The sequence below is a fragment of the Methylocystis sp. genome, from assembly GCF_051062815.1.
Lineage (GTDB): Bacteria > Pseudomonadota > Alphaproteobacteria > Rhizobiales > Beijerinckiaceae > Methylocystis.
The window spans coordinates 110,979-135,245 of the sequence record NZ_JBPFDU010000060.1 but is presented as its reverse complement, the minus strand read 5'-3'; the positions used below and the strand labels follow the sequence as shown (position 1 = coordinate 135,245).

Genomic DNA, 24,267 nt, shown 5'->3' with positions numbered 1-24,267 from the left:
CAGACAATAAGCGTCGCAACCCCTCACCCGGCCGCCTTCGGCGTCCACCCTCTCCCTCTGGGAGAGGGTTGCACGCGGACTTGTGCCGGGCGCAGCGCTTGCGCAATATCGCGCCGCAACATCGCCGCAGGAGCGTTCATGTCCGCCGCCGACGCCATCGCCCGACCCGATTTTTTCAGCCGCGAGCGAACCGTCGCATTGCCGACATTCAATCGCTGGCTCGTGCCGCCGGCGGCGCTGGCCATTCATCTGTGCATCGGCATGGCCTATGGCTTTTCCGTCTTCTGGCTGCCGCTCTCTCGCGTCGTCGGCGGCGCGCAGCCGAAGGAATGCCCGGAAACGCTTGGGCTTTTCGCGACGCTTGTCGCCACCCACTGCGACTGGAAGATCAGCTGGCTGGGCTGGACGTTCACGCTGTTCTTCGTATTTCTGGGCTCCTCGGCGGCGGTCTTCGGCCATTGGCTGGAGACAGCCGGACCCCGCAAGGCCGGTCTCGCGGCGGCCTGCTGCTGGTGCGGCGGCCTGCTCGTCTCGGCGCTCGGCGTCTATCTCCACCAGATCTGGATGCTCTGGATCGGCTCGGGCGTGATCGGCGGCATTGGTCTCGGGCTTGGATACATCTCGCCGGTCTCGACGCTCATCAAATGGTTCCCCGACCGGCGCGGCCTGGCGACCGGCCTCGCCATCATGGGCTTTGGCGGCGGCGCGATGATCGGCGCGCCGCTCGCCGACCGGCTGATGAGCTTCTATGCCACGCCGGCTTCCCCGGGCGTCTGGCAGACCTTCGTGACGCTCGCGGCGATCTATTTCGCCTTCATGGTCGCCGGCGCGCTCAGCTACCGGGTGCCGTCCGAAGGCTGGGCGCCGGAAGGATTCACGCCGCCCGCGGCGGCCAAGAACGCCATGGTGACGCATCGTCACGTGCATCTCGACGTCGCATGGAAGACGCCGCAATTCTGGCTGCTCTGGGCCGTGCTCTGTCTCAACGTGTCAGCCGGCATCGGCGTTCTCGGCATGGCCTCGCCAATGCTGCAGGAAGTCTTCGGCGGCAGACTGATCGGCCTGGACATGGGATTCGATCAGCTCGACGCCGATCAGAAAAAGCAGATCGCGGCGATCGCGGCGGGCTTCACCGGCCTCTTGAGCCTGTGCAACATCGGCGGGCGCATCGGCTGGGCGTCGGCGTCCGATAAATTCGGCCGCAAGATCACTTACGCGATCTTCTTCATCGTCGGCATCGTGCTGTATTCGGCGATCCCCTTCGCCGCGAGCGGGGCGATCGTCGGCCTCTTCGTCCTGCTCTTTGCGGTCATCATCACCATGTATGGCGGCGGCTTCGCGACGATCCCCGCTTATCTCGCCGACATCTTCGGCACGCATCACGTCGGCGCCATCCATGGACGGCTGCTGACCGCCTGGTCGACGGCGGGCGTGCTGGGGCCCGTGCTTGTCAATTACATTCGCGAATATCAGCTGAGCGTCGGCGTCCCGCGCGAAGCCGCCTATAATCAGACGATGTATGTGCTCGCGGGCCTGCTGCTCTGCGGTCTCGTCTGCAATCTGCTCGTGCGGCCCTGCGCCGAGAAATATTACATGAGCGATGAAGAGGTCGCGGCGCAAAAGCACATCACGGTCGCCGAGGTCGTCAAGGCAGATGACGACATCCACGCCGATTTCGAGGATTTCGTCGAAGAAGGGTTGGACCCCGCCGCGACCGACGCCGATCCGCCGGCCGCCGCGCGCGCGCCGCCCGGCTCAAAGGACGGATCGCTGCTGCTGGTTCTCGCCTGGGCCGCCGTCGGCGTCCCCCTCGCCTGGGGCGTCTGGACGACCCTCCTCAAAACCGCCGCGCTGTTTCACTGATTTGGGCGCGATCGCCAGCAGCTCGCCTTGATCGCGGCCGGCTTGTTTGCCAGAAGTCGGAGTCGCTTGGCGCCTTCGTGATTCGTCGCGGGGCCGACAAACGAGACGAGGGCCTCTATGGCGACCGCTTGCACGAATGGGCTCGACACCGGTTTTGTCGATCTCGGTTATATGAAAGTCGCCGTTCTCGGCGTGGTGCAGGGCATCACCGAGCTTCTGCCGATCTCCTCGACCGCGCATATGCGCATCGTGCCGGCGCTGCTCGGCTGGAAGGACCCTGGCTCCGCCTTCTCCGCGGCGATGCAGCTCGCGGCGCTCGCCGCGGTCGTCAGCTATTTCTGGAGCGACATCCGCGCGCTCGCCGAGGGGTCCGTGCGGGCGCTCGTGCGGCGCGACTTCAACGATTGGACCTTTCGCTTCGTCGTCTGGATCGCGCTCGCGACCGTGCCGATCGGCATCGCCGGCCTCGCGCTGTCGCATACGCTCAACACCTGCGGCTCGCCGTTGCGCACGCTGCCGGTGATCGGCATTTCCTCGATCGTGATGGCGGCGCTGCTCGCCATCGCCGAACTCTATTGCAATCACAAGCGCACGCTCGAACATGTCAGCCTGAAGGACGCGATGATCGTCGGCTTCGCGCAGGTCGGCGCGCTCATTCCGGGCGTCTCGCGCTCGGGCTCGACGCTGACGGCGGCGCTATTCCTCGACCTCAAGCGCGAGGAAGCGGCGCGCTTTTCCTTTCTGCTCGGCCTGCCGGCGATCGCGCTCGCGGGCTTGAAGGAATTATGGGAGCTGCACAAGGCGCAGCTCGATTTCCACGGCTGGGCGGTGCTGACGCTCGGGCTTTTCGTCGCCTCGATCTCCGCCTTTGTCGCGATCTGGGGCTTGCTGCGGATTCTCGAACGCTTTTCCGCCTGGCCCTTCGTGTACTATCGCGCCTTCATCGGAATCGTACTGCTCGTGGGCTTTTACGCGGGATGGCTGGCGTAGCGCCTAACCCTCTCCCATCGGGAGAGGGTGGCGAGCGCAGCGAGCCGGGTGAGGGGTCGCGCGCTGATCGCCTGAATCTGGAAAAAGCAATCGAGTGTGTTTCCCCTCACCCCGGACCTTCGGTCCGACCCTCTCCGGTCTGAAGTCGGCTGTTGCCGACTTCAGCATTGTTAATCGCAAGTCGAGCAGGCTCGACTTGCGTGGGAGAGGGTTTTTATTCCGCCGCCACTTTGAGACGTTCGCGCGCCTCGGCCCGCAAATCGTCGATCGGCGCGAGTGCGCCCTTTTCTTCGTAGTGCCAGAAGGTCCAGCCGTTGCAGGCCGGCAGGCCCTGCGCCAGCGCCCCGGTCTTATGGATCGAGCCGACGAAGCCGGAGAGCGACAGCGCGCCGTCGGCGCGCACCACCGCGCGATGGCGCCGCCTGGCGTCAACGAGCGTCGCGCCCGGCGCGATGAGTCCCGCTTCGACGAGGCTGGCGAAGGCGATGCGCGGCTCCGTGCGCTTAGACGGGGCCGTCGCGAGCGTTTCATGCGGCAAGGGTTCGATCGCCGCGATCCGCGCGCGCGCCGCGGCGCGATAGTCGCCGTCGCGCTCGATGCCGAGCCAATCGCGCCCGAGGCGCTTGGCGACGGCGCCGGTCGTTCCGGTGCCAAAGAAGGGATCGAGAACCAGATCGCCCGGGCTCGAGGCGGCGAGAATGACGCGCGCGAGCAGCGCTTCCGGCTTTTGCGTCGGATGGGTCTTGCGGCCCGCGCCATCCTTGAGACGCTCTGTCCCGCCGCAGATCGGCAGCAGCCAGTCGGAGCGAACCTGGCAATCTTCGTTCGCCGCCTTCAGCGCCTCGTAATTGAAGGTGTAGTTCTTGGCGCTTTGGTCGCGCGCCGCCCAGATCATCGTCTCATGGGCGTTGGTGAAGCGCCGGCCGCGAAAGTTCGGCATCGGATTGTTCTTGCGCCAGACGATGTCATTCAGGATCCAGAAGCCCAGATCCTGCATGATCGCGCCGACGCGAAAAATATTGTGGTAGGAGCCGATCACGAAAATTGTCGCCGAGGGCTTCATCACCCGGCGCGCCTGCGCAAGCCAGTCGCGCGTGAAGGCGTCATAGGCGGCGAAATTCGCGAATTTGTCCCAGTCATTATCGACTGCGTCGACGAGACTTTGATCCGGGCGATGCAAACGATTGGCGAGCTGCAGATTATAGGGCGGATCTGCGAAGACGAGATCGACGCTCTCCTGCGCCAGTCGCTCCATCGATGCGACGCAGTCGCCGCACAGGATTTCGTTGCGCGCCGTCGCGCGGAGCGGCCCTTCATTTGTGCGCCCGATACGCGTGACCTGATTTCGGGCTTTGAGGCGAGCCGCCCCGACGCGCGCGCTACGCATGAACTGAACACCATCAACGCAACCAACATGCGAGATAGTGAAGCAGGGAGGTAAAGGGGGCGTTTAGATTGGCAAAACGCCGACGTCTCTTTTTCGAACGGAAGTCTTAAAGAAATAAAAAGGTTAGCGAATAGTTGACGAAGGCCTCACGCCTCGCGCACGGGCGCGAAGCTGACGCGATGCGCCGGGCTCGCGCCGTGCAGCGCCAGCGCGTCAAGGTGACGCTGCACGGCGTAGCCGACATTGGTCTCAAACCCATAGTGGGGATAGTGGACGGCGAGGCGGCGCATCATGGCGTCGCGCGCGACCTTGGCGACGATCGAGGCTGCGGCGATGGACAGCGCGGTCGCGTCGCCCTTGATGATCAGCTGGCAGGGGCAGTTGACCGGCGGCCGGTCGTTGCCGTCGATGAGAAGATAGGCCGGCGTCTGGGAAAGGCCGGCGACGGCCCGCGCCATCGCCGCGAGCGTCGCCTGGCGGATATTGATGCGGTCGATTTCGGCGGGGGCGACGAAGGCGACGCTCACCGCGAGCGCGCTGGCCATGATGCGCTCAAACGCTTCTTCGCGCTGCGCCTGGTTCAGCGCCTTCGAATCATCGAGCCCCCGCGGCCGTCGTTCGGGATCGAGAATCACCGCCGCCGCCGCCACCGGACCCGCAAGCGGCCCGCGTCCAACCTCGTCGACGCCGGCGATCGGCCAGACGCCTTTGCGGCGCAGCTGCGCTTCCAGCCGAAAATGGGGCCCCTTGGCCGTCACAAACGCTCCCCCGCGCGGATCGCGCGCGATCCTGCGCAGGCGCGTCATCGGGCGCAGGAGCCGCTCGGGCCAATAAAGCGTGGAGAACCCGCCGTTGGCAAGCCACCGGCGGCGGCATGAGATTACTCGCGGTAAATCATCAATTTGAGAAGTGAGTACTCAATCCGCCATTTGGATGCTGAGAATTTTTTAAAAAAACTCTTCAGCATCAGCTTGCATTACGACACATACTCAGAAGTATGCATTTTATGCCGTCGCGAGCTAAGCGATTCTGAACATGTAAGTGATTGTTGAACGCAATGTGAAACGTTGAACTGCCATGAACCAGCAACCACATGCATTGTGTACAAGCGAATCACTCTAGCTCCCCAGAGTCCGGTTGTGCTAATATAAATGGTGGCCCCGGTCGGAGTTGAACCGACAATCCCACCAGGAAGCAGCTCCCAAAGCTGCCGCGTCTACCAATTTCGCCACGGGGCCAAGCAGGGGACATGAGCGGTAGCTCACCGGATTGGTAGAGGGTTGCAGCTCTCTCCAATCCGGCCCGACCCTAGAGCAGCCAGCGCGCCAAGTCGGCTTGTCTCAAGGACGCGCTGGCGCCAATTTTAGGGGGGGGCATCGGCTTTCTCCTGGGATGAGTTAGGAGGAGTGGGCGTCACTGGATGCCAGCGCCCCTCCTCGATGCGAATGTGTCCCGCAGTTTTCAGCCGATGGAGTGCGGTTCGCACAGTCCGCTCGGGGAATGATTTTGCTAGCGCGGCGGCGATCTCCACGCCTCGCAGCCCCGGATTGCGACGGATGAAACGCTGCACAGTAATGATTGCCGGCGGTCTTGCTGTTGAGGTTCCGCCACTATCCGCCAGCAAGTCGTGGAGTCGCGAATAAAGGTGTCCACGATTTTCCGGCGGCTGCGGGGGCTTAGCGCCCATTGCGGCTTCCCGGGCTTTTTTTTGTGCCTCGTCTTGGAAGTGCTTCATCGCACCTCCCCACCCGGCCAAAAAGCCTTCCTCCCACCCGATCGTGTGGGCCTCCGTCCTGTTCGCAATAATGAAGTCAGAAAACGCCTGAAAAAACTTTTGTTGCTCCTGCTTAATCGCGGCAGCAAGCTTCACTTTCTCCTCGGCGAGCGGAGAGTCACCTGAAGGAACCGCGTCCTCCGAGGTCAAATCGTCGCTCTGTTTGGCACCATCATTCATGCTGAATAGCGTAGGCTGGCAACGAATGATCCGCAAGCGAAATTTAAATCATTGCGTGAAACGAGTGGGATGCCTGTGAATAAGTGAATGCCTCCCCCGGCCCCGGTTCATTTCGTAAGCCGCTGCCTTTCCGCTGAAGGCTCGGCGGTTCGCTTAATCAAGTTTTTGGAACAGGAAAATCGGATGGTCGTGCCAAACGAGTCGTGAGCAGGCTCAGAAGAGGCTGAGCTGCTGCGGCGCGCGGCGCGGCGGCTCGAACAAATCCGTTCGCAATCTTGTTCTCTGCGCAAAGCCGAGCCGGGCGGCCGCAAGCTCAAAACGCCGGCCGATCATCCAGGCGTAGGGCCCCTCGCCTTTCATGCGGGTTCCGAAGGACGCATCGTAAAGCTTGCCGTCTCGCGTCGAGCGCACGAGCGCGAGGGCTCGCCTGGCCCTGTCAGGAAAATGCGTCGCCAGCCATTCGGTGAAGAGATCGCGCAATTCGAGCGGCAGGCGCAGCATCACATAGCCCGCTTCCCGTGCGCCGGCGGCGTGCGCCCGCATCAAGATCCGCTCGATCTCGTCGTCATTGATGGCCGGAATGATCGGCGCCGTCATCACCGCCGTCGGCACGCCGGCGGCGCTGAGCTTTTCGAGCGCATCAAGCCGCAGCTCGGGCGTCGCGGCGCGGGGCTCCATCAGCCGCGCCAGCTTGCGGTCGAGCGTCGTCACCGAGATCGCGACCTTCGCGAGGCCCTTGGACGCCATTGGCGCGAGCAGATCGAGGTCGCGCAGCACCAGCGCCGACTTCGTCACGATGCCGACCGGATGATTGGCGCGCGCCAGCATTTCGAGGATCGAACGCATCACGCGATGGCTCTTCTCGGCGGGCTGATAGGGATCGGTGTTGGTGCCGATGGCGATCGTCTTGGGGACATAGCGCGGCGCCGATAATTCGCGTTCGAGAAGCTGCGCCGCGCCGTCCTTGACGAAGATCTCGGTCTCGAAATCGAGGCCCGGCGAGAAGCCCATATAGGCGTGCGTCGGCCGCGCGAAACAATAGACGCAGCCATGCTCGCAGCCGCGATAGGGATTGATCGAGCGGTCGAAAGAAATGTCCGGCGAATCATTCCTGGTGATGATCGTGCGCGGCTTCTCTATGTGAAAATTCGTCTTGAGCGCCGCAAGGCTCTCCAGCGAGCCCCAACCGTCGTCGGCCTCCTCGCGAGTCTCCTTTTCGAAGCGGCCGCTGCGCTTCGACAACGCGCCGCGTCCGCGCCGGCGATCGGCCTCAACGAGGGCTGCGGCGTCGATCCCCGGGGCACCCTTTATCTCTGTCGATGCCTGAGCCGCACCCATGTCCGCAACCTCTGCCCAGCGTCGCCCCGAGCATCGCCCTGGCGACCGCTCAGAACTGACGCTAGTCAGAACATATAGAGAACATTAAAGCGAGGCAAGCGGCTTTCCGAACGTAAATAAAGCGCGCCGAGTGGCTCCGCGCGCTTGTTTGGCCCGATCTGGCGCGCGCTAGCGCACCAGAATATTCCTGAACTGCCACGGATCGCTTTCGTCGATATCTTCCGGAAACAGGCCGGGACGCCCCTCGAGCGGCGTCCAATCCGTGTAATAGCCCTTCACCGGGCCGAGATACGGCAGCTGCACTTCGAGGCAGCGCTTGTAGTCGACCTCGTCGGCCTCGACGATTCCCGCCTGCGGGTTCTCCAGCGCCCAGACCATGCCGGCGAGCGCCGCCGAACTCACCTGCAGTCCGGTGGCGTTCTGATAGGGCGCGAGGTCGCGGGTCTCCTCGATCGAGAGTTGCGACCCGTACCAATAGGCGTTCTTGGCGTGGCCGTAGAGCAGCACGCCGAGTTCGTCGATTCCATCGACGATCTCGTGTTCGTCGAGGATCGTCCAGCTCTCCTGCATCTTGCCGGCGGCGCCGAACATCTCGTGCAGAGAAAGCACGGCGTCGTCGGCGGGATGATAGGCGTAATGACAGGTCGGACGATAGATCGCCTGACCCTTATCGTCGCGCAGCGTGAGATAGTCCGCGATCGAGATCGACTCATTATGGGTGACGAGGAAGCCATATTGCGGCCCCGGCGTCGGGCACCATGAGCGCACGCGCGTATTGGCGCCGGGCGACAGCAGATAGATCGCCGCGCCGCAGCCGGAGGGATGCGTGCGGCCGATGTCGGGCAAGGATTTTTCATGCGTGCCCCAGCCGAGTTCGGCGGGCTGCAGGCCCTCGGAGACGAAGCCTTCGACCGACCAGGTGTTGACGAAGACGTTGCGCGGCTTCGGATTGCGCGCGCGCTGCGTGTCGCGTTCGGCGATGTGAACGCCCTTGACCCCGAGCCTTTGGGCGAGCGCGCCCCATTCGGCGCGCGTTGCCGGCTCCTTGTCGAGCGTTCCCGTGTCGCGCGCGATATCCACGAGCGCCTGCTTCACGAACCATGAGACCATGCCGGGATTGGCGCCGACGCAGGAAACCGCCGTCGATCCGCCGGGATTTTTGCGGCGCTCCTCGAGCACCGTCTCGCGCAGCGCATAATTCGTGCGCGCTTCATTGGACATGGTCTTGTCGAAGTAGAAGCCCGGCCATGGCTCCACCACCGTGTCGACGCAGAGCGCGTTCAATTCGCGCGCGAGTTTCATTATCGCGAGCGAGGAAACGTCGACCGAGAGATTGACGATAAAGCCCTGGCCTCCGCCCTTCGTCAGCAGCGGGGTCAAGACTTCGCGGTAGTTCTCCGGCGTCAGCTTGGTTTTCAGAAAAGCGATGCCGCGCTCGTCGAGCAGACGACGATGCGTATCGACGGGGTCGATGACGGTGAAGCGCGATTTGTCGAAATCGAAATGGCGCTCGATCAGCGGCAAAATGCCTCGGCCGATGGAGCCGAAGCCGATCAGCACGATCGGACCGGTGATTTTGCCGTAGTTTGGCCAAGTCGACATGAGGCGCAGCTCCTGAGAAAGATATTGCGCCGCGATAAAGCAAGCATGGACGTATTAATCAAGAGCTTGAGTATGCGCGGGCGGCGCGCATGGCGTGGCGCTGCGCCCGCGCTTTTTGCCCGCGCTCGGCGACACGCAGGCCAGTTGGGCGTCTTCGACGACATTGGGTCGTGGCTCATCGAATCATGAAGATTCGCAAGGGCCCCTCGTCCTTCGAAACGCCCGGCATTATGGCGCAAACGCCACAAGGCTGAGACTGAGCAGCAGGGAGCCGCTAAGTGATCGCGGCTGCCCGATGCGGGCTTCCAGCTAATGTCCGTTCTGCCGAGACGCGTTGCGGAATCAGCCGCGCGAGGGCAGGATCGGAGCTATGCTACAAAGGATTTTTGGCTTCCTGCTTTTCTGCTTCGGGGCCTTTTGGCGCTGGATTTGGGACGGCATCAAAGGCAAGCTTTTTGATCAAGGCTCTGCCATGCTGAGCCATTACGTCACCTCAGATCAAATCATCAGCTGGGGACCAACGGTTATATTGCCGTTGATTGGCTTTTGGATGCTATGGAGAACGAGGGTGCCGAAGCACCCACTCATCGAAACATCGGGCCAGCGGACAGTTGTAGCCTCGCGTCGCCGGCCAAGTGCTACTTTTACACTTGTGAATTCAACTCATATTATTTCTCGTATTGTATTCCCCGATAGAGCCAAATCTGTTGATCTAATCTTGGACTTCTCGGAGTTATCAGGCGGAAAGTGGCTACCTCACGAACGTCATGTTTTAAAACGTGGCTTGGATGTATCCGCAGGAGAACAGGTAGTCATTGCGTTAGCAGACTGTGGTGTTGGTGGAGAACGCCCATGGGAATGGTCATTGAAAGAAAAGAAATGGCCTATCCACTATAGGATATCAGGAGATTATGTGCGGGCGCAGCTAATTGTCCAATGGGAAACTGGCGAAGAGGAACCTTTCCCATTCGTCTTGGCATTCCAGGTGCGTGACGGCAGCCGTTTCGCGAGCGTGACGACTACGGACTTTGGTCAAGAGTGGCGAACACCACCTGGATTAGTTAAATGAATTACGGATATTCATAAAAACGAATTTTGTAACCTAGTCAGATATCCTCCAAGCGCAATGATGTGCAACCAATAGCCTGTTAACACTGAATCAGAAACGCGGCGGTAAACCCGCCGCGGCTGATCTTATTGTTTAGGTTCCGGTCTGTCTCCTTCACCCCGATCGCCGCCTGCTTTTCGGTAAGCTGCGCATAGGTGACGCCCCGTCGCTTCAATTCCCCTTTGAGGATTTTTTTCGGCTTCATCCCATAGGCTTGGGTTGCTGGGTCCGCCATCGCCGCCATAGGGTCTCCAAAATAAGACTGAGGGGCAAGCCGGTTTGCCCGCATTGCAGCGGCGCGGACACCTATGACTGCCCGCCGCCCGAGCGGCGCGCTGCGCTTCGCGGAGTCCTATTTCTAGCGCCGGCGCCAGCCGAATGGCGCCGTCTCGAAGGGCGAGAACCGCAGCGCGATCAAAAATTTAAATCCTTGGAATTTCACGCAGACGCAGCGGCGTTTCCGTCGATGCGACCCTGCAGGCCGTTGGGCAGGCGCGGGTTGGGCAGAATGTAGCGCCCGCGCTCGCGCACCATTTTTGTCACCGCCGCGAAATCGAGCTTGCCCGAACCAAGAAGCGGCACACTCTCGACGATCATGATCTCCGCCGGAATCATCAGGTCGGACGCGCCCTTCGATTTCGCATAGGCCTGGAAATCGGCGCGCGTCGCGTCCTTCTGCTGCGTGATAAGAATGATTCTCTCGCCCTTGCGCGGATCGATCTCGGTCGCCGCCGCCGACAGCGCGTCGGGCCAAAGTTCCGCCGCCAGCTGTTCGATCGCCGCGAGCGACACCATCTCGCCGCCGACCTTGGCGAAGCGCTTGGCGCGCCCCTTGATCGTCACATAGCCCTGCGCGTCGATCGTGACGATATCGCCCGTATCATGCCAGCCGTTCTCCGGCGGCTGCACGACGCCCGGTCTATCGATCTTGAGATAGCCCATCATCACATTGGGACCGCGCACCAAGAGCCTTCCGCCGTCCTCCACGCCCGGAACCGGCTCGAGCCGATGTTCGACGCCCGGCATCAAACGTCCGACCGCGCCGAATTTGTTGAACATCGGCGTGTTGAGCGCGAGGACCGGCGAGGCTTCCGTCACGCCATAGCCTTCAAGGATGCGGACGCCGAACTTCTCCATCCATAGATCGCGCGTCGATTGCTTCACCGGCTCGGCGCCGGCGACGACATAACGGATCGACCGGAAGTCATAAGCGTGGGCCGGGCGCGCGTAACCGGCGAGAAAAGTGTCCGTGCCGAAAAGAATCGTGGCGTTTGAGCCGTAAACGAGTTCCGGCACGATGCGATAGTGCAAAGGCGAGGGATAAAGATAGATCGGAACGCCGGAGATCAATGGCAGCGTGAAGCCGACCGTCAGACCGAAGGAATGGAACATCGGCAGCACGTTGAAGACCTTGTCCGTGCGTCCGAAGTCGATGCGCGCGGCGGCCTGCGCCGCATTGGCGAGCATGTTTCGATGCGACAAGGCGACGCCCTTTGGCGCGCCTTCCGAACCCGAGGTGAAAAGGATCGCCGCCATCTCGTCGGCCTTGCGCGGAGCGACGGGCTTACGGAACCGCCGAAAGGCGTCGAGCTTGTCGGCGAAGGAAATGCGCGCCCGCATGTCTTCGAGATAGACGATCGCGACCTTCTCTTCGAGCGCCGCGAGGAGCTTTTCGAGCTTGGCTTTCTCGATGAACCCGCGCGACGTCAAAATCGTCCTCGCCTGCGCCGCCTCGCAGCCCGCCAGAATATTGGCGGCGCCAGCGGTGAAATTGATCATCGCCGGCGTGCGGCCGGCCGAAATGACCGCGAGGAACGCTATTCCCGCGCCATTGGCGTTCGGCAGCATCAATCCGATCGCGTCGCCCGGCCTCCCAATGCGCGCGATCTTGCCGGCGAGCGCGCGCGTCCCGATCAGCAGCCCGCGATAGCTGAGCTTGCCGGAGATCGGATCTTCGAGAGCGACGCGCGACAGCCCGTGCGTGCGGGCGGCTTCAACGACGGCGTCGAACAAAGTGCGATCGACGTTTGTGGCGCGAAAGACGAGATCCGACATGATCTGATAGAGCGCCGCGCCGGCCGCCATCCGCCGCGCCTTGCCTTTCAGCGCGTCATCGACCGTCAGGCGGATAGGTTCGAGCACGGTGAGGGTGAATTTCGGAAACCAGCGCCGGCGCGCCTGTTCGCGCGTCAGCCGCGAGAACATCGTCGCCTCGGCGCCGTCAATGTGCACCGGGATGACCATCGCGCCGGATTTTTCCGCGATCAGCCCCGCGCCGTCATAGACCTTCATCAGACTGCCGGTGACCGTAAGCCGGCCTTCCGGGAAGATGACAAGCGGATTCCCGTCCTTGACCGCATTGATGAGCGCGCGCGCGCCAAGCGGATTGGCTGGATCGAGCGGGATCACGCGCATGAATTTCAAAAACGGCTTCGCCCACCATGTCTTCGAGATCGCACGGTCAACGGCGAAGACCGGCTGCTTTGGCATGACGGCGAAAATCGCCGCGGCGTCGAGAAAGCTCACATGGTTGAGCGCGACGATCGGATTGGGTCCCGCCTTTTCGAAATTTTCCAGTCCCTTCGCCTCGAGACGATAGAAGGCGCGAAAGTAGATCGAGAGCAGATCCTGCAGCGGCGAGGCGACGACCGCCTTGACGATCCAAATCGAAGCGATGAGCGCGACGACGGCCAAGCCAATCAGCAGCGCCGCGAAAGAAACGCCCAAGCTCTGCAGACCCGCAACCCCGACGCCGCCGAGCGCCATGAAGGCGGCGTTCTGCACATTCACGGCGGCGATGGTGCGGGCGCGCTGCTCAGGCGCGCTCTGCGCCTGAATGGCGGCGAAGGACGGAACGATCATCAGCCCGCCGGCGACCGCGAGCAGTGAAAGATCAATCGCGGCGCGCCAAGCGAGCGGTTGAGCGAAATAGGCTTGCGGCGACAGCGCCGTCGCCGCGTCCGGCGCTGGCGAAAGGAGCAGCGCGAGGCCGAGATCCGCGGACGCAAAAGCGACGACCGCCGCGCCGACGGCAGACGGCAGCAGCACGATCTTGCCCTTGAGCAGGAAGGCGGCGAGCCCCGATCCGATGGCGATGCCGACGGCGAACAGCGCCAGATGAATGCTGACGAGAATCTCCGCGCCATGCAGCGTCTGGGTGATGAGCGAGGGCGTCAACGACATGGCGATGGAGCCGAACAGCCAGAAGAGGCTCGTCACCACGGCAAGCCGCCGCAGTGCTATTTGACCACGCAGATGCCGCAGCAATTTGAAGGTTGAGCGGAAGACGTTGGCGTCGATCGCAAGATCGGGATCGGCGCGCCGCGTGGGGGGAATGAGCCACGCCGCGCCAAGCGCCAGCGCCGCGACGCCCATGACTCCCGTGGCGAGGATCAGCCCGTCGCCCGCATGAATCGCGACGCCGCCGGCGACCGTGCCGCTGAGAATTGCGAAAAAGGTCGCGCTCGCGACGAGCGCATTGCCCTCCGGAAGTTCCTCGCGCGTCAGATGGTCGGGCAAGATGCCGTATTTGACAGGGCCGAACAGCGCGCTGGTGACGCCGAAGAGAATGACCGCGCCAAAGAGCGTCGGGACATTGGAGAAAAGAAAGCCCACCGCCGAGAGGCCCGCCACTCCGATGTCGGCGAGGCTCAACCAGCGCACGACGCGCGCCTTGTCATATTTGTCGGCGAATTCGCCGCCGATCGCCGACAGAAGAAAAAACGGCGCGATGAAGGCCGCGCCGGCGAGCGTAACAAGTGACGCGCCGCTCTCGGCCGCGTGCGCCAGGATCAGGAGCACCAGGGCGTTCTTCAGGAAGTTGTCATTGAAGGCCGCGAAGAACTGACGCCAAAACAATGGTGCGAAACGCCGCGAAGCGAGAAGCGAATGCGTCATGTCGAAGCTTCCGGGAGATGCGTCGTGACTTTCGTCGATGACCCTTAAGGATCGGTCAAGTCGGGCGCGTTGCAATGGGCGTTGCGATCGGGTTGAAGGTCAGCCTTTCGCCATGAACTATGTTCAATATGGAGACTGCAGCGCTTTTGCTCTGCCGTCAATCAAAAAATGAACGACGTTCATACCGAATGGGAGACGTTCCTTGAACGAGAAGAACGCCGACGCGGGCGCCGACCGCCGGACGCAGTTGCGTGACCGGCTTATCGACATCGCGCAGGAGACGGTGGCGGCGCAGGGTCTCGCCGGACTTAAGGCGCGCGATCTCGCCGCCGCGGCCGGCTGCGCGCTCGGCGCGATCTATACCGCTTTTCATGACCTCGACGAGCTGATCCTGCGGGTCAACGCGCGCACCCTGACGCGCCTGGAGGCCGCGCTCGACGCGGCGTTCGTGGACGCGGAGGCGGAGCAGGCGCTGGAAGCCATGGCGCGGGCCTATCTGAGCTTCGCGAGAAAAGAAGAGCCGAGTTGGCGCGCGCTGTTCGAGCACCGATTGCCTCCTGGCGCGCCGGTGCCGGCCTGGTATGCGGACGCGCGCAACCGCCTGTTCAGTCGGTTGGACGCGCCGCTTGCGCAACTGTTGCCGGGCAGGGACGCGATGGCGCGCGCCGCGCTGGCGCGCACGCTGTTTTCGGCCGTGCATGGAGTCGTGGCGCTGGGGCTCGAGGAGAAGATCGCTGAGACCCCGCCAAAATTGCTGGATGAGCAGCTCGGCGTGCTGATACGGCTTCTCGCGGCGGGACTGATGATGGAGTCGGCCCGCTTGCTTTGAGCCGCGCGAGCTGACATAGGCGCGCATGACTTTCATTCTGCTGTTTGCCGTAGCGACCTGGGCGGGCGCGCAGAATGCGCTGGCCGGCGGCGGCTCCTTCCTCACGCTTCCCACCCTGATGTTCACGGGGATGGACGCGCTGGCCGCCAATATCACGTCATGCGCGGCGCTGTTTCCGGCGCAGGTCGCGACCGGCTGGACCGGCCGCAGACTCGCCCGGGGCGCCAACGGACTTTCGCTGCGCACGCTGTTCGTGATCAGCATCGTCGGCGGCGCCGTCGGCGCGGCGGTATTGCTTGGCACGCCGCGGGGACTCTTCGCGCGTCTCGTGCCATGGCTCGTGCTGTTTGCGACGGTGGTCTTCGCCTGGGGCAGTTTCTTTCGCAAATCAGGCGACACGCATACGCATCTCAGCGCGCCGGGAGCGGCGCTGGCGCAATTTCTGATTTCGGTTTACGGCGGCTATTTCGGCGGCGGCATCGGTTTCCTCATGGTCGCCGCGCTGACCATGGCCGGACAGGGCGTGCGCGTCGCCAGCGCCACCAAGAACGTATTGGCCGGCGTCATGAACGCCTCCGCCGTCGCGATCTTCCTGTTCTCGCCGGATCTGCACTGGCCGCAGGCGCTGGTGACGAGCGCGGGCGCGACGATCGGCGGCGTCGCCGGCGCCCGCCTGATCCATCACATTGACGAAAAAGTCCTGCGCATCTTCATCATCGTGGTCGGCGCGGCGCTGACCGTCGGTCTCTTTCTCAGAGCGCCATGATCCGGGCGCCCGACGCGTTCAGCGCGTCGTGGCCGCCCCGCCCGCTATCGCCTTTTCGATTTCCGGAATGAGCGTCGTCGCAATGGCGGAAGGCGTCAGCGGCCCTACGAATTTATAGGCGATGGTTCCGTCGCCCTTGATCACGAACGTCTCCGGCACGCCATAAACGCCGAAGTCGATCGCCGTGCGGCCGGCAGGATCGACGCCGACGCGCGCGAAAGGATTGCCGCCCTCCTCAAGGAAACCTAAGGCCTTTGTCGTCTCATCCTTGTAGGAAAGCCCGTAGAGCTCGACGCCTTTGGCCTTTAGAGCTTCGTCGCCGGCGATCGCCATGAGCGCCGAATGCTCCTGCCGGCAGGGTCCGCACCAGCTGGCGAAGACATTGACGAGGCTCACGTGACCCTTGCGCAAATCTTGCGTCGAGAGACCAGGAACGCCGGCCAGTCCTTCAAGCGCCGGCAGATCGAAAGCCGGCGCCGGCTTGCCGATCAGCGCCGAGGGGATACGCGACGCGTCGCCGGAGAACAGCCGCACAAGGAAGACCAGCGCCAGCAGCGCGAAGAGCGCCAGCGGCAGAAAGCGCAGCGCCGAGCGCGGCGCGACGGCGTCGCTCACGCGCCCTCTCCTTCATCGCGCGCGCCCGCCGCGCCAAATCGCGCCAGCGCCGATCGCAGGCGGCGATAGTCGAGAACGATGCGCAAGGTCACGACGCCGAGCGTCGTGGCCGTCACGCCATAGGCGGCGGCGATATAGAACCAGTGATCGCTCACTCGGCGGCCTCCATGCTCTCATTGCCGGCGATTTCGCCGGCGCGGACGGCCTGCATCGACAAGCGCGCGAGGCGCCGGCGCAGGATTTCGTTGCGGATCGCCATGACATGCAGCGTCGAGAACAGCAGCGTCGCGGCGAGCGCCATGACGATGAGCGGCCAAAGCATCGATCCGGAGATCGCCGGTCCGTCAATGCGAAACACCGAGGCCGGCTGGTGCAAGGTGTTCCACCAGTCGACCGAATATTTGATGATCGGGATGTCGATGGCGCCGACAAGCGTCATGATCGCCGCGATGCGCGCGCCGCGCGGCGTGTCGTCCATCGTCTGCCTTACGGCGATGAGACCGAGATAGAGAAGAAAAAGAACCAGCATCGAGGTGAGGCGCGCGTCCCACACCCAGAACGTCCCCCACATCGGCTTGCCCCAAAGCGAGCCCGTGACGAGACAAATGAAGGTGAAGGCGGCGCCGAGGCTGGCGGCGGTCTTCTGCGCTGCGTCGGCGAGGGGATGACGCCACACCAGAACGCCGAGCGACGCCGAGGTCATCACGACATAGGCGAAGATGGCAAGCCAGGCGGACGGAACATGGATGTACATGATCCGGACGGTTTCGCCCTGCTGATAATCGGGCGGCGCCGTGAAGGCGCCGTAGAGCCCGATCGCGAGCAGAAGCGCCGTGGCGCTTGAGAGCCATGGCAACGCGCGTTCTGCAAACCGCAGAAAGCGCGTTGGATTAGCGTAAGTGGACAGAAAGCTCATCGACCGCCGGAAACTCCCGCCGACCGTCTAAGCCCCACGGCCATTACCGTCAATTGGCGGCCTTGGACGGCGGCTTGGTCGTGTCCTTGGCGACCTCCTTGGTCTGGTCAGCGAGGATCTGCGCCCTCGGCTTGCCGTGCAGAAGTTCGACCGCCGCGTTGAGCTGCTTGTCCTTCGCCTCATCCGGCGGGACATAGGCCTGCGAGCCGGTCTTTTCCTCGTCGCCAGTCTTGAGATGGCCCTTGAGCGAGGCTTCGCCCTTGGTGTCGTCCTTGCCCTTAAGCTCGTCCGGCACGTCCTGCAGGATGATCATGTCGGGATCAATGCCCTTGGCCTGGATCGTGCGGCCGGACGGCGTGTAATAGCGCGCCGTCGTCAGCCGCAGCGCGCCGCTGGAGCCGCCCAGCGGGATAATCGTCTGCACCGAGCCCTTGCCGAAGGAGCGCGTGCCGATCAGCGTCGCGCGCTTGTGATCCTGCAAAGCGCCGGCGACGATTTCGGACGCCGAAGCCGAACCGCCGTTGATCAACACGACGACGGGCTTGCCCTTCGACAGATCGCCGGAGCCGCGGGCGTTGTAACGCTGGGTTTCATCGGCGTTGCGGCCGCGCGTCGACACGATCTCGCCCTTGTCGATGAAGGAATTGACGACCTGGATGGACTGATCCAGCAAACCGCCCGGATTGTTGCGCAGATCGAGGATGTAGCCTTTGAACTTGTCAGCGGGGATGTCCTGCTGCGCCTTGGCCATGGCGGTGCGCAAGCCCTCCGCCGTCTCCTCGTTGAACTGCGAAATGCGGACATAGGCGATGTCGTCGCCTTGTTTACGCGAGCGCACGGATTTGATGTGGATCTCGGCGCGGACCAGCTTGACCTCGACCTTGTCCTTGTTCTTGCCGCGGAACAGCGTCAGCTTGACAGGCGTGTTGATCGCGCCGCGCATTTTGTCGACGGCCTGATTGAGGGTCATGCCCTGCACGGTCTCGTCGTCGATGGCGCCGATGAGATCGCCGGACATGATCCCGGCGCGCGACGCCGGCGTGTCGTCGATCGGCGTGACGACCTTCACGAGTCCGTCTTCCTGCGTGACCTCGATGCCCAAGCCGCCGAACTTGCCCTCGGTCTGCGTCCGCATATCCTTGAACGCCTTGGCGTCAAGGTAGCTCGAATGCGGATCGAGCGAGGTCAGCATGCCGTTGATGGCGTTTTCGACGAGCTTCTGCTCGTCAGGCTTCTCGACATAGTCGGCGCGCACCTTGTCGAACACGTCGCCAAACAGGCTGAGATTCTTATAGGTGTCGGCGGAAGCGGCTTGAGCCGGAGCGCCGATGACGGCGCGCGCCTGCTGGCCAAGCGTGGCGAATCCCGCTCCAATTGCAATTCCTGTGGCGATAAGGGCTGTTTTGCGAATCATCCGCCGACCTTCCGACTGTCTGACTTTGCCCACCATGGGCCCGAGTCGATTGACGCTCCGTCCTTGCGGAACTCAACATAAAGAATGGGTTGTTTCGCGCCGATTGCGATGGTCGCCGCGGTTTGCGCGGCTCCGTCTCCCATGCTGGCAACCGGCTCACCTGCGAGAACGAACTGTCCCACGTTCACATTGGTGCGACTCATGCCGGCCAGGACCACATAATAACCGCCGCCGGCATTAATGATCAAGAGTTGTCCATAACTACGGTAAGGCCCTGAAAAAGCGATCCATCCGTCGCAAGGGGCGATAACGACGCCGTTTTCGCGCGCCGCGATCGACAGGCCCTTCTCCTTGCCCCCAGAACCGTCGGGCGCGCCGAAACGCCGCACGACCGGTCCCGCGGCCGGCGCCGGCAGTCGGCCTTTGAGATCGACGAAGGCGACGGCGGGCGCAAGCCGCGCCGGATCCTTGAACGGCGCGGACAACGCTTTGAGCCGCTCTCGCTCGGAAAGCCTCGCTTGAGCTTTGGCGCGCTCGTCATCGGCCTTGCGCGCCGCCTCCGCCGCGCGCCGCGCCGCCGCGCTGTCCGCCTCCATGCGCGCGATCAGATCCTTGAGGCTCGTGGCGCGCTGCGCCAGCGTGCGCGCGCGCTCCGTCTCCGCCTGCAAGGCGTTTTGCGCGGTGGAAAGCGCGTCCTGACGTTCGGCGATCATCGGGGCGAGCCTTTCGCGCTGAGCGCTGAGACTCGTTTGCTGCTCCGCGAGGCGTTCGCGCTCACGCCGAACGCCATCGCGCACCTGCTCGAGTTCCGACAGATCGCGCTGAAGTTGGCGCGCTTCGGCGCGCATTTGCGGCAACAGGGCGCCGAGCGCGAGCGACGCCCGGACGGCCTCGAGAATCTCGTTCGGGCGCGCGATCAGCGCCGGCGGCGGCTTCCGGCCCATCCGCTGCAGGACGGTAAGAATCTCCATGATCAATCCGCGGCGGCTCTCGAGCGAAGAGACGATCTTGCGCTCATTCTCGGTGAGCGTCGAAAGCCGCTCTTCGATTTCAGCCGCGCGCCCTTCCGTTTCCTGCATCCGCTGGGTCGCTTCGATGAGCGCGCCATTCAGCCTTTCGCGCGCGGCGGCGTGGTCGACAAGCTGCTCTTCGAGTCGACGCGCGCGCTCCTGGACGGCGCCCATCGTGTCTTCGACGCCGCGCAATTCTTGTTGCCTTGACGAAATGTCTTTGGCGTCGGGACCTTGTTGTTCGGCATGCGCGGAAAACGCAAAAGAAATCGCAAAGAGCGCCGCAGAGATGAGCCCGCGCTCCGTGGCTTCGTTACCCGCCATGCTCGAAACGCTCATGTCCGTCCGCGGCATCAATTTCGCCCGGAGGCCGATATGCCTTGGGAATCACGTCCACATTGCGGCAAAGCCCGGCGAGGATCGCGCGCGCGCGGCGCGAATCAACGAGCGCGTTGATCGATCCTGGCAGTCTGCGTCGCCAATTCAAGCGTTCGCGATCGGTGCCAGGCAAATTGATCGCAAGGGTTTCCCCTGCAAGGTCATCGAGTTGCGCCATGGCGAGCAAGGACGGCGTGCGCGCGATGAACGCATGAAGCGCCAGCGCCAATGCGTCGTCGAAGGCGTCCGACGAGCGATGCGAATCGTCGATGAGCGTCTGCGCGCGCAACGCATCGAGCAGCGCGTCCTTTTCCGCGCGGCGCGCGGCGCGGGCGGCTTCGGCCGTGTCGGCCGCGATCAGCCCCAAGGCTTGCTTCTCGGCGATGTCCGCCGCCGCACACCAGCCTTCGAGCGTCGGCAAGTCATGCGTCGAGACGCAGGCCATGGCTTTTGTCGGATAGTGCGTCGGCGGCGCGAAGCCCTCGCCCGAACGTTCGAACCATAGAACCCGGTAGCTCAGCACGTCGGCGCGCGCGATGCGCTCGCGGAAGCCCCACGGCGCCGTGCCGAGATCTTCGCCGACGACCACGCATTGGGCGCGTCGGCTTTCGAGCGCAAGTTGCCCCAGCAAGGTCTCGAACGGGTAATTGACGTAAGCGCCGGCCGCAGGCTTTTCGCCGTCCGGAATGACGAAAAGCCGCGCCAGACCCATGACGTGATCGATGCGCAGCGCGCCCGCATGGCGCATGTTGGCGCGCAGCAGCTCTGCGAAATCGGCGCCGCCGCTTTTCTCCATGTCGATCGGATTTGGCGGCGGCAATCCCCAGTTCTGGCCTTCCCGACTGAAGGCGTCGGGCGGCGCGCCGATCGAGAAGCCGTCCACGAAACTTGCCGCGCGGCTCCAGCACTCGGCGCCATCGGGCGCCGCGCCGATGGCGAGGTCGCGGCAGAAGCCGAGCGACAGGCCGGCTGCGTGCGCATCCTGCGCCGCATGTGCGAATTGCGCATCGGCGAGCCATTGCAGAAATTGGTGAAATTGGACGCGCGTCGCATGTTCGCTCGCGAAGCCTGTCAGCGCCGCATCGCGCGCCTCCCGCAGCTGTTGAGGCCACATCCGCCAGCTTTGGCCGTTGCGCGCCTCGCTGACCGCCTCGAAGACGCAGAAACGCGCGAGCGCCGTCCCGCCCTGGTCAATGAAGCGCTGGAACGATGCGGCGGGCGCGGCGTCAGGGTGGCGGCGCAAGAGATCAAGGAAGACTGCGAAGGCGCGTTCGAGCGCCGCCATCTTCAGCGCATGAACGCCGGGATAGTCGACATCCGCGGCGGCGCGGAGAGCGGCCGCGGTCTTCTCGTCGAAATCAATCGGCGCGCCGAACATGCCGCCCAGCTCAGCCACATCGATATAGAGCGGATCGAGGAATCGCCGATCGGACGGATAATACGGACTGACGCGCGTGCGGTCTTGCGCAAACAAGGCGTGCAGCGGATTGATGGCGATGAGCGCAGCGCCGGCCTTGGCGCCGACGCGCGCGAGCTCCGCGAGCGTCGAAAAGTCGCCGATGCCCTGATCGCCCTCGCGGCGCGCGGAATAAAGCTGCGCGGAGAGGCCGAAGTCGCGGCGCGCGTCGTGAGGCAGATAGCAGCCCGAAGGCGCGACCGTGAGCGCACAGTCTTCGCCGCCCTCGATCGACAAATGATGACGACCGGCGGGCATCGGCGGCAGTCGCGCTTCGACGCCGTCGCAGCGCCGACCGTCCAGTCCGCGCCATGTGACCGGCGCGGCGTTTTCCGCGCGCAGCGCGACGCGCGAACAGCTTCCGTCTTCGTGCGCGACGACGATCCAACCTGGCGTGCGGCCTTCGACCGCCCCGAGCCGCAGCGTACACGGCTCGCCCTCCTTCGCCGAAAGGCTCGCCGGCAACGCGCGTCTGTCACGGAAGTCTGAAAGACGCGCGAGACTCTCGCGGGCCTCATCGAGCGTGCGGGACGGAAAGCCCAATTGCGCCAGCAACGCGCAAACCGTCTCGCGAGGGACATCGTGTTGCGCGCCTTCCACATCTCGCCATTGTCTTTCGACGCCTGCCGCCCCCGCGAGACGCGAGAGGAGGTCTTCCGAAGCCGGCGCAATAGACCGGCTCGATATGCGACTTTCCTCGACGAGAAGCGCAACCGAGCGCGGCGCGATAGAACTGCTTCCTTCAACGTCTTCGCTCGGGCGAGCCTTCGCCGAACTGAACGCCAATCGCCAGCCGTGATTGTCGTGGGCGGGCGGTGGCCGCACGATGATCTCATCCGCGCCGGCATGCAGAATGACGATGACGCGATCGCCTTCGGCATAGAGCGCGGCGACAAGCGTTTGCGTCTCGCCGTCGCGCCAGTCGTCTTCGCGCATCGGCGCGCCGTCAGGACGCAACCATTCGACGTCGGGGATGAGCGTCGCGTCATGCGGCGCGCCGTCGAGAAAACGGTCTTCGCGCAATGCTGCATGTCGCTTGCGCAGCGCGATGAGCTTCGCCGTCGTCTCGATCAGTCCTTCGTCGGCGCACGCCCAATCGATCCAGGAGAGGGCGTTGTCCTGCGCATAGGCGTTGTTGTTGCCGGACTGCGTCTTACCCAGCTCCGCGCCCATCGCCAGCATCGGCGTTCCGCGCGAGAACAGCAGCGTGGCGAGCAGATTGCGCGCATCGCGCGCGCGCGCCGCATGGATCGCCGCGTCTTCGCTCTCGCCTTCGACGCCATTGTTCCAGGAGAGATTGTGGTCGGCGCCGTCGCGGTTCTCTTCGCCATTCGCTTCATTGTGCTTATGCGCGTAAGAGACGAGATCACGCAACGTGAAGCCGTCATGCGCGACGATGAAATTGACGCTGCGCGAGGGACGCCTGCGCGAAAACACATCTTGCGAACCGGCGAAGCGCGTCGCGAGTTCGGCGACGCCGCAGGAGTCGCCGCGCCAGAAACCGCGCGCGCCGTCGCGATAGCGATCGTTCCATTCGGCGAAAGGTTCGGGAAAGTCGCCGAGCCGATAGCCGCCTGGGCCCATGTCCCAGGGTTCGGCGATGAGCTTTAAGTCCCGCAACACGGGGTCTTGCAGGAGCGCCGAAAGCAATGGCGCGTCGCGATCAAACCCCGAGGGGCGACGCGCGAGCGTCGTCGCCAGATCAAAGCGAAAGCCATCGACGCCGCCATAGAGCGCCCAGGCGCGCAGCGCATCCATGATAAGCCGCACGACAGGCGCGCGCCCGCAATCGAGAATATTGCCGCAGGCCGAGTCATTGACGTAACGCGCGCGGTCGTCGGCGAGCCGGTAATAGCTGGCGTTATCCAATCCCCGGAACGAAACGGTCGGCCCGAATTCGTCGCCTTCACCGGTATGGTTGAACACGACGTCGAGAATGACTTCGAGCCCGGCGTCGTGAAGCCTGGCGACGGTTTCGCGAACTTCGCGCCAGCCGCCCGGCGCGAGACGCGGGTCGGGCGCCATCATGGCGATGGGATTATAGCCCCAGTAATTGGAAAGCCCGAGCGGCGGCAGATGGCGCTCGTCGATCCACGCCGCGCATGGCAGAAGCTCCAGCGTCGTGACGCCGAGCCGCGTCAGATGCGCAATCGCCGCGTCATGCGCGAGACCGGCGAAGGTCCCGCGCAGATGTTGCGGGATGTCGGGATGAGCGGCGGTGAAGCCCTTGACGTGAAGCTCATAGATGATCGTATCGCGCCAGGGATGCTTTGGCCGCAGCGACTCCGCAGGGACTGGCTTCGTGACAATTGCTTTCGGCAGATGCGCGGCGCTATCAGCGTTCGCGGCGTCGCCATAGGCGAAGAGCGGAGGATGCAACGTGAAGGCGCGGTCGAGCGCCAGCGCGTAAGGATCGACGAGAAGTTTCGCTGGATTGAACCGATGGCCGGCCTCCGGCGCGTCGGGTCCATAGGCGCGAAAGCCATAGCGCTGGCCTTCTTTAAGGCCCTCGATATAGCCATGAAAAACGTCGCCGCTGCGCACGGACAATTTTATGCGGGCGAACTCTTCGTCGGCGTCATTGTAGAGACAAAGCTCGATCGCCTCGGCGTGAGCGGAAAACACCGCGACATTCGCGCCGCTCGCGTCCGGCGTGACGCCAAGCGGTTCCGGCGCGCCATCGGCGAGCCCGCTCATGCCCCCTCCCCATCCCTCCCCCGCTGCGCTTCGCTTGCGGGAGAGGG

18 protein-coding genes and 1 tRNA gene are annotated in these 24,267 nt (G+C 63.7%); 5 read left to right on the top strand and 14 right to left on the bottom strand.

What is annotated here, in order from left to right:
- Window positions 1-138: 138 nt before the first annotated feature.
- Window positions 139-1,863 carry an OFA family MFS transporter gene (locus ACR65W_RS09905; RefSeq protein WP_434497848.1) on the top strand — a complete coding sequence of 575 codons (1,725 nt, stop codon included), beginning with the start codon at window positions 139-141 and terminating at the stop codon, window positions 1,861-1,863.
- Between the two features lie 117 nt (window positions 1,864-1,980).
- On the top strand, window positions 1,981-2,853 hold the full coding sequence (locus ACR65W_RS09900; protein ID WP_434497847.1) for an undecaprenyl-diphosphate phosphatase: 873 nt from the start codon (window positions 1,981-1,983) through the stop codon (window positions 2,851-2,853).
- Window positions 2,854-3,067: 214 nt separating this feature from the next.
- Here ACR65W_RS09900 and ACR65W_RS09895 read toward each other — a convergent pair whose 3' ends face one another.
- The 6 genes from ACR65W_RS09895 to ACR65W_RS09870 form a co-directional block, all read right to left on the bottom strand.
- The gene (locus ACR65W_RS09895) at window positions 3,068-4,240 is read right to left on the bottom strand and encodes a site-specific DNA-methyltransferase (protein ID WP_434497846.1); all 1,173 of its coding nucleotides are present in this window, start codon (window positions 4,238-4,240) and stop codon (window positions 3,068-3,070) included.
- 146 nt (window positions 4,241-4,386) lie between these two features.
- Window positions 4,387-5,046, bottom strand: a complete 660-nt coding sequence (locus tag ACR65W_RS09890; protein WP_434497845.1) for a ribonuclease HII — start codon at window positions 5,044-5,046, stop codon at window positions 4,387-4,389.
- Between the two features lie 346 nt (window positions 5,047-5,392).
- Window positions 5,393-5,478 (bottom strand) — tRNA-Pro (locus ACR65W_RS09885).
- 125 nt (window positions 5,479-5,603) lie between these two features.
- A complete protein-coding gene (locus ACR65W_RS09880; RefSeq protein ID WP_434497844.1) occupies window positions 5,604-6,194 on the bottom strand; it encodes a hypothetical protein in 591 nt (196 codons plus the stop codon).
- A 213-nt stretch (window positions 6,195-6,407) separates the two neighbouring features.
- Complete coding sequence (locus ACR65W_RS09875; RefSeq protein ID WP_434497843.1) at window positions 6,408-7,532, bottom strand: PA0069 family radical SAM protein; 1,125 nt, start codon at window positions 7,530-7,532, stop codon at window positions 6,408-6,410.
- 168 nt (window positions 7,533-7,700) lie between these two features.
- Entirely contained in the window at window positions 7,701-9,134 is a 1,434-nt protein-coding gene (locus ACR65W_RS09870; protein ID WP_434497842.1) for a homospermidine synthase, read from the bottom strand.
- A 370-nt stretch (window positions 9,135-9,504) separates the two neighbouring features.
- Between ACR65W_RS09870 and ACR65W_RS09865 the strand changes: the two genes are divergently transcribed.
- Window positions 9,505-10,203, top strand: a complete 699-nt coding sequence (locus ACR65W_RS09865) for a hypothetical protein (RefSeq protein ID WP_434497841.1) — start codon at window positions 9,505-9,507, stop codon at window positions 10,201-10,203.
- 79 nt (window positions 10,204-10,282) lie between these two features.
- On the opposite strand, the gene ACR65W_RS09860 is transcribed toward ACR65W_RS09865, so the two are convergent.
- Together ACR65W_RS09860 and ACR65W_RS09855 are read right to left on the bottom strand one after the other, a co-directional pair.
- On the bottom strand, window positions 10,283-10,486 hold the full coding sequence (locus tag ACR65W_RS09860) for a DUF6471 domain-containing protein (protein ID WP_434497840.1): 204 nt from the start codon (window positions 10,484-10,486) through the stop codon (window positions 10,283-10,285).
- 194 nt (window positions 10,487-10,680) lie between these two features.
- A complete protein-coding gene (locus ACR65W_RS09855; RefSeq protein ID WP_434502616.1) occupies window positions 10,681-14,139 on the bottom strand; it encodes an acyl-[ACP]--phospholipid O-acyltransferase in 3,459 nt (1,152 codons plus the stop codon).
- A gap of 202 nt (window positions 14,140-14,341) precedes the next feature.
- On the opposite strand from ACR65W_RS09855, the gene ACR65W_RS09850 reads away from it, so the two are divergent.
- Both ACR65W_RS09850 and ACR65W_RS09845 read left to right on the top strand, forming a co-directional pair.
- A complete protein-coding gene (locus tag ACR65W_RS09850) occupies window positions 14,342-14,968 on the top strand; it encodes a TetR/AcrR family transcriptional regulator (RefSeq protein ID WP_434498219.1) in 627 nt (208 codons plus the stop codon).
- A gap of 25 nt (window positions 14,969-14,993) precedes the next feature.
- Window positions 14,994-15,734, top strand: a complete 741-nt coding sequence (locus ACR65W_RS09845) for a sulfite exporter TauE/SafE family protein (protein WP_434498218.1) — start codon at window positions 14,994-14,996, stop codon at window positions 15,732-15,734.
- Between the two features lie 18 nt (window positions 15,735-15,752).
- Here ACR65W_RS09845 and ACR65W_RS09840 read toward each other — a convergent pair whose 3' ends face one another.
- From ACR65W_RS09840 to glgX, 6 genes are read right to left on the bottom strand one after another with little or no spacing between them, the layout of a single operon-like run.
- Entirely contained in the window at window positions 15,753-16,349 is a 597-nt protein-coding gene (locus tag ACR65W_RS09840; RefSeq protein WP_434498217.1) for a DsbE family thiol:disulfide interchange protein, read from the bottom strand.
- Window positions 16,346-16,504, bottom strand: coding sequence for a heme exporter protein CcmD (gene ccmD, locus ACR65W_RS09835; RefSeq protein ID WP_434498216.1), 159 nt, complete (start codon window positions 16,502-16,504; stop codon window positions 16,346-16,348). The genes ACR65W_RS09840 and ccmD overlap by 4 nt, the downstream gene beginning before the upstream one ends.
- A complete protein-coding gene (locus tag ACR65W_RS09830) occupies window positions 16,501-17,265 on the bottom strand; it encodes a heme ABC transporter permease (protein ID WP_434498215.1) in 765 nt (254 codons plus the stop codon). The genes ccmD and ACR65W_RS09830 overlap by 4 nt, the downstream gene beginning before the upstream one ends.
- Window positions 17,266-17,314: 49 nt before the next feature.
- Window positions 17,315-18,679, bottom strand: a complete 1,365-nt coding sequence (locus tag ACR65W_RS09825; protein ID WP_434502614.1) for a S41 family peptidase — start codon at window positions 18,677-18,679, stop codon at window positions 17,315-17,317.
- Entirely contained in the window at window positions 18,676-20,013 is a 1,338-nt protein-coding gene (locus tag ACR65W_RS09820) for a murein hydrolase activator EnvC family protein (RefSeq protein WP_434499702.1), read from the bottom strand. The genes ACR65W_RS09825 and ACR65W_RS09820 overlap by 4 nt, the downstream gene beginning before the upstream one ends.
- Entirely contained in the window at window positions 20,003-24,220 is a 4,218-nt protein-coding gene (gene glgX / locus ACR65W_RS09815) for a glycogen debranching protein GlgX (protein ID WP_434499701.1), read from the bottom strand. Before glgX ends, ACR65W_RS09820 begins: the two co-directional genes overlap by 11 nt.
- Between the last annotated feature and the right edge of the window lie 47 nt (window positions 24,221-24,267).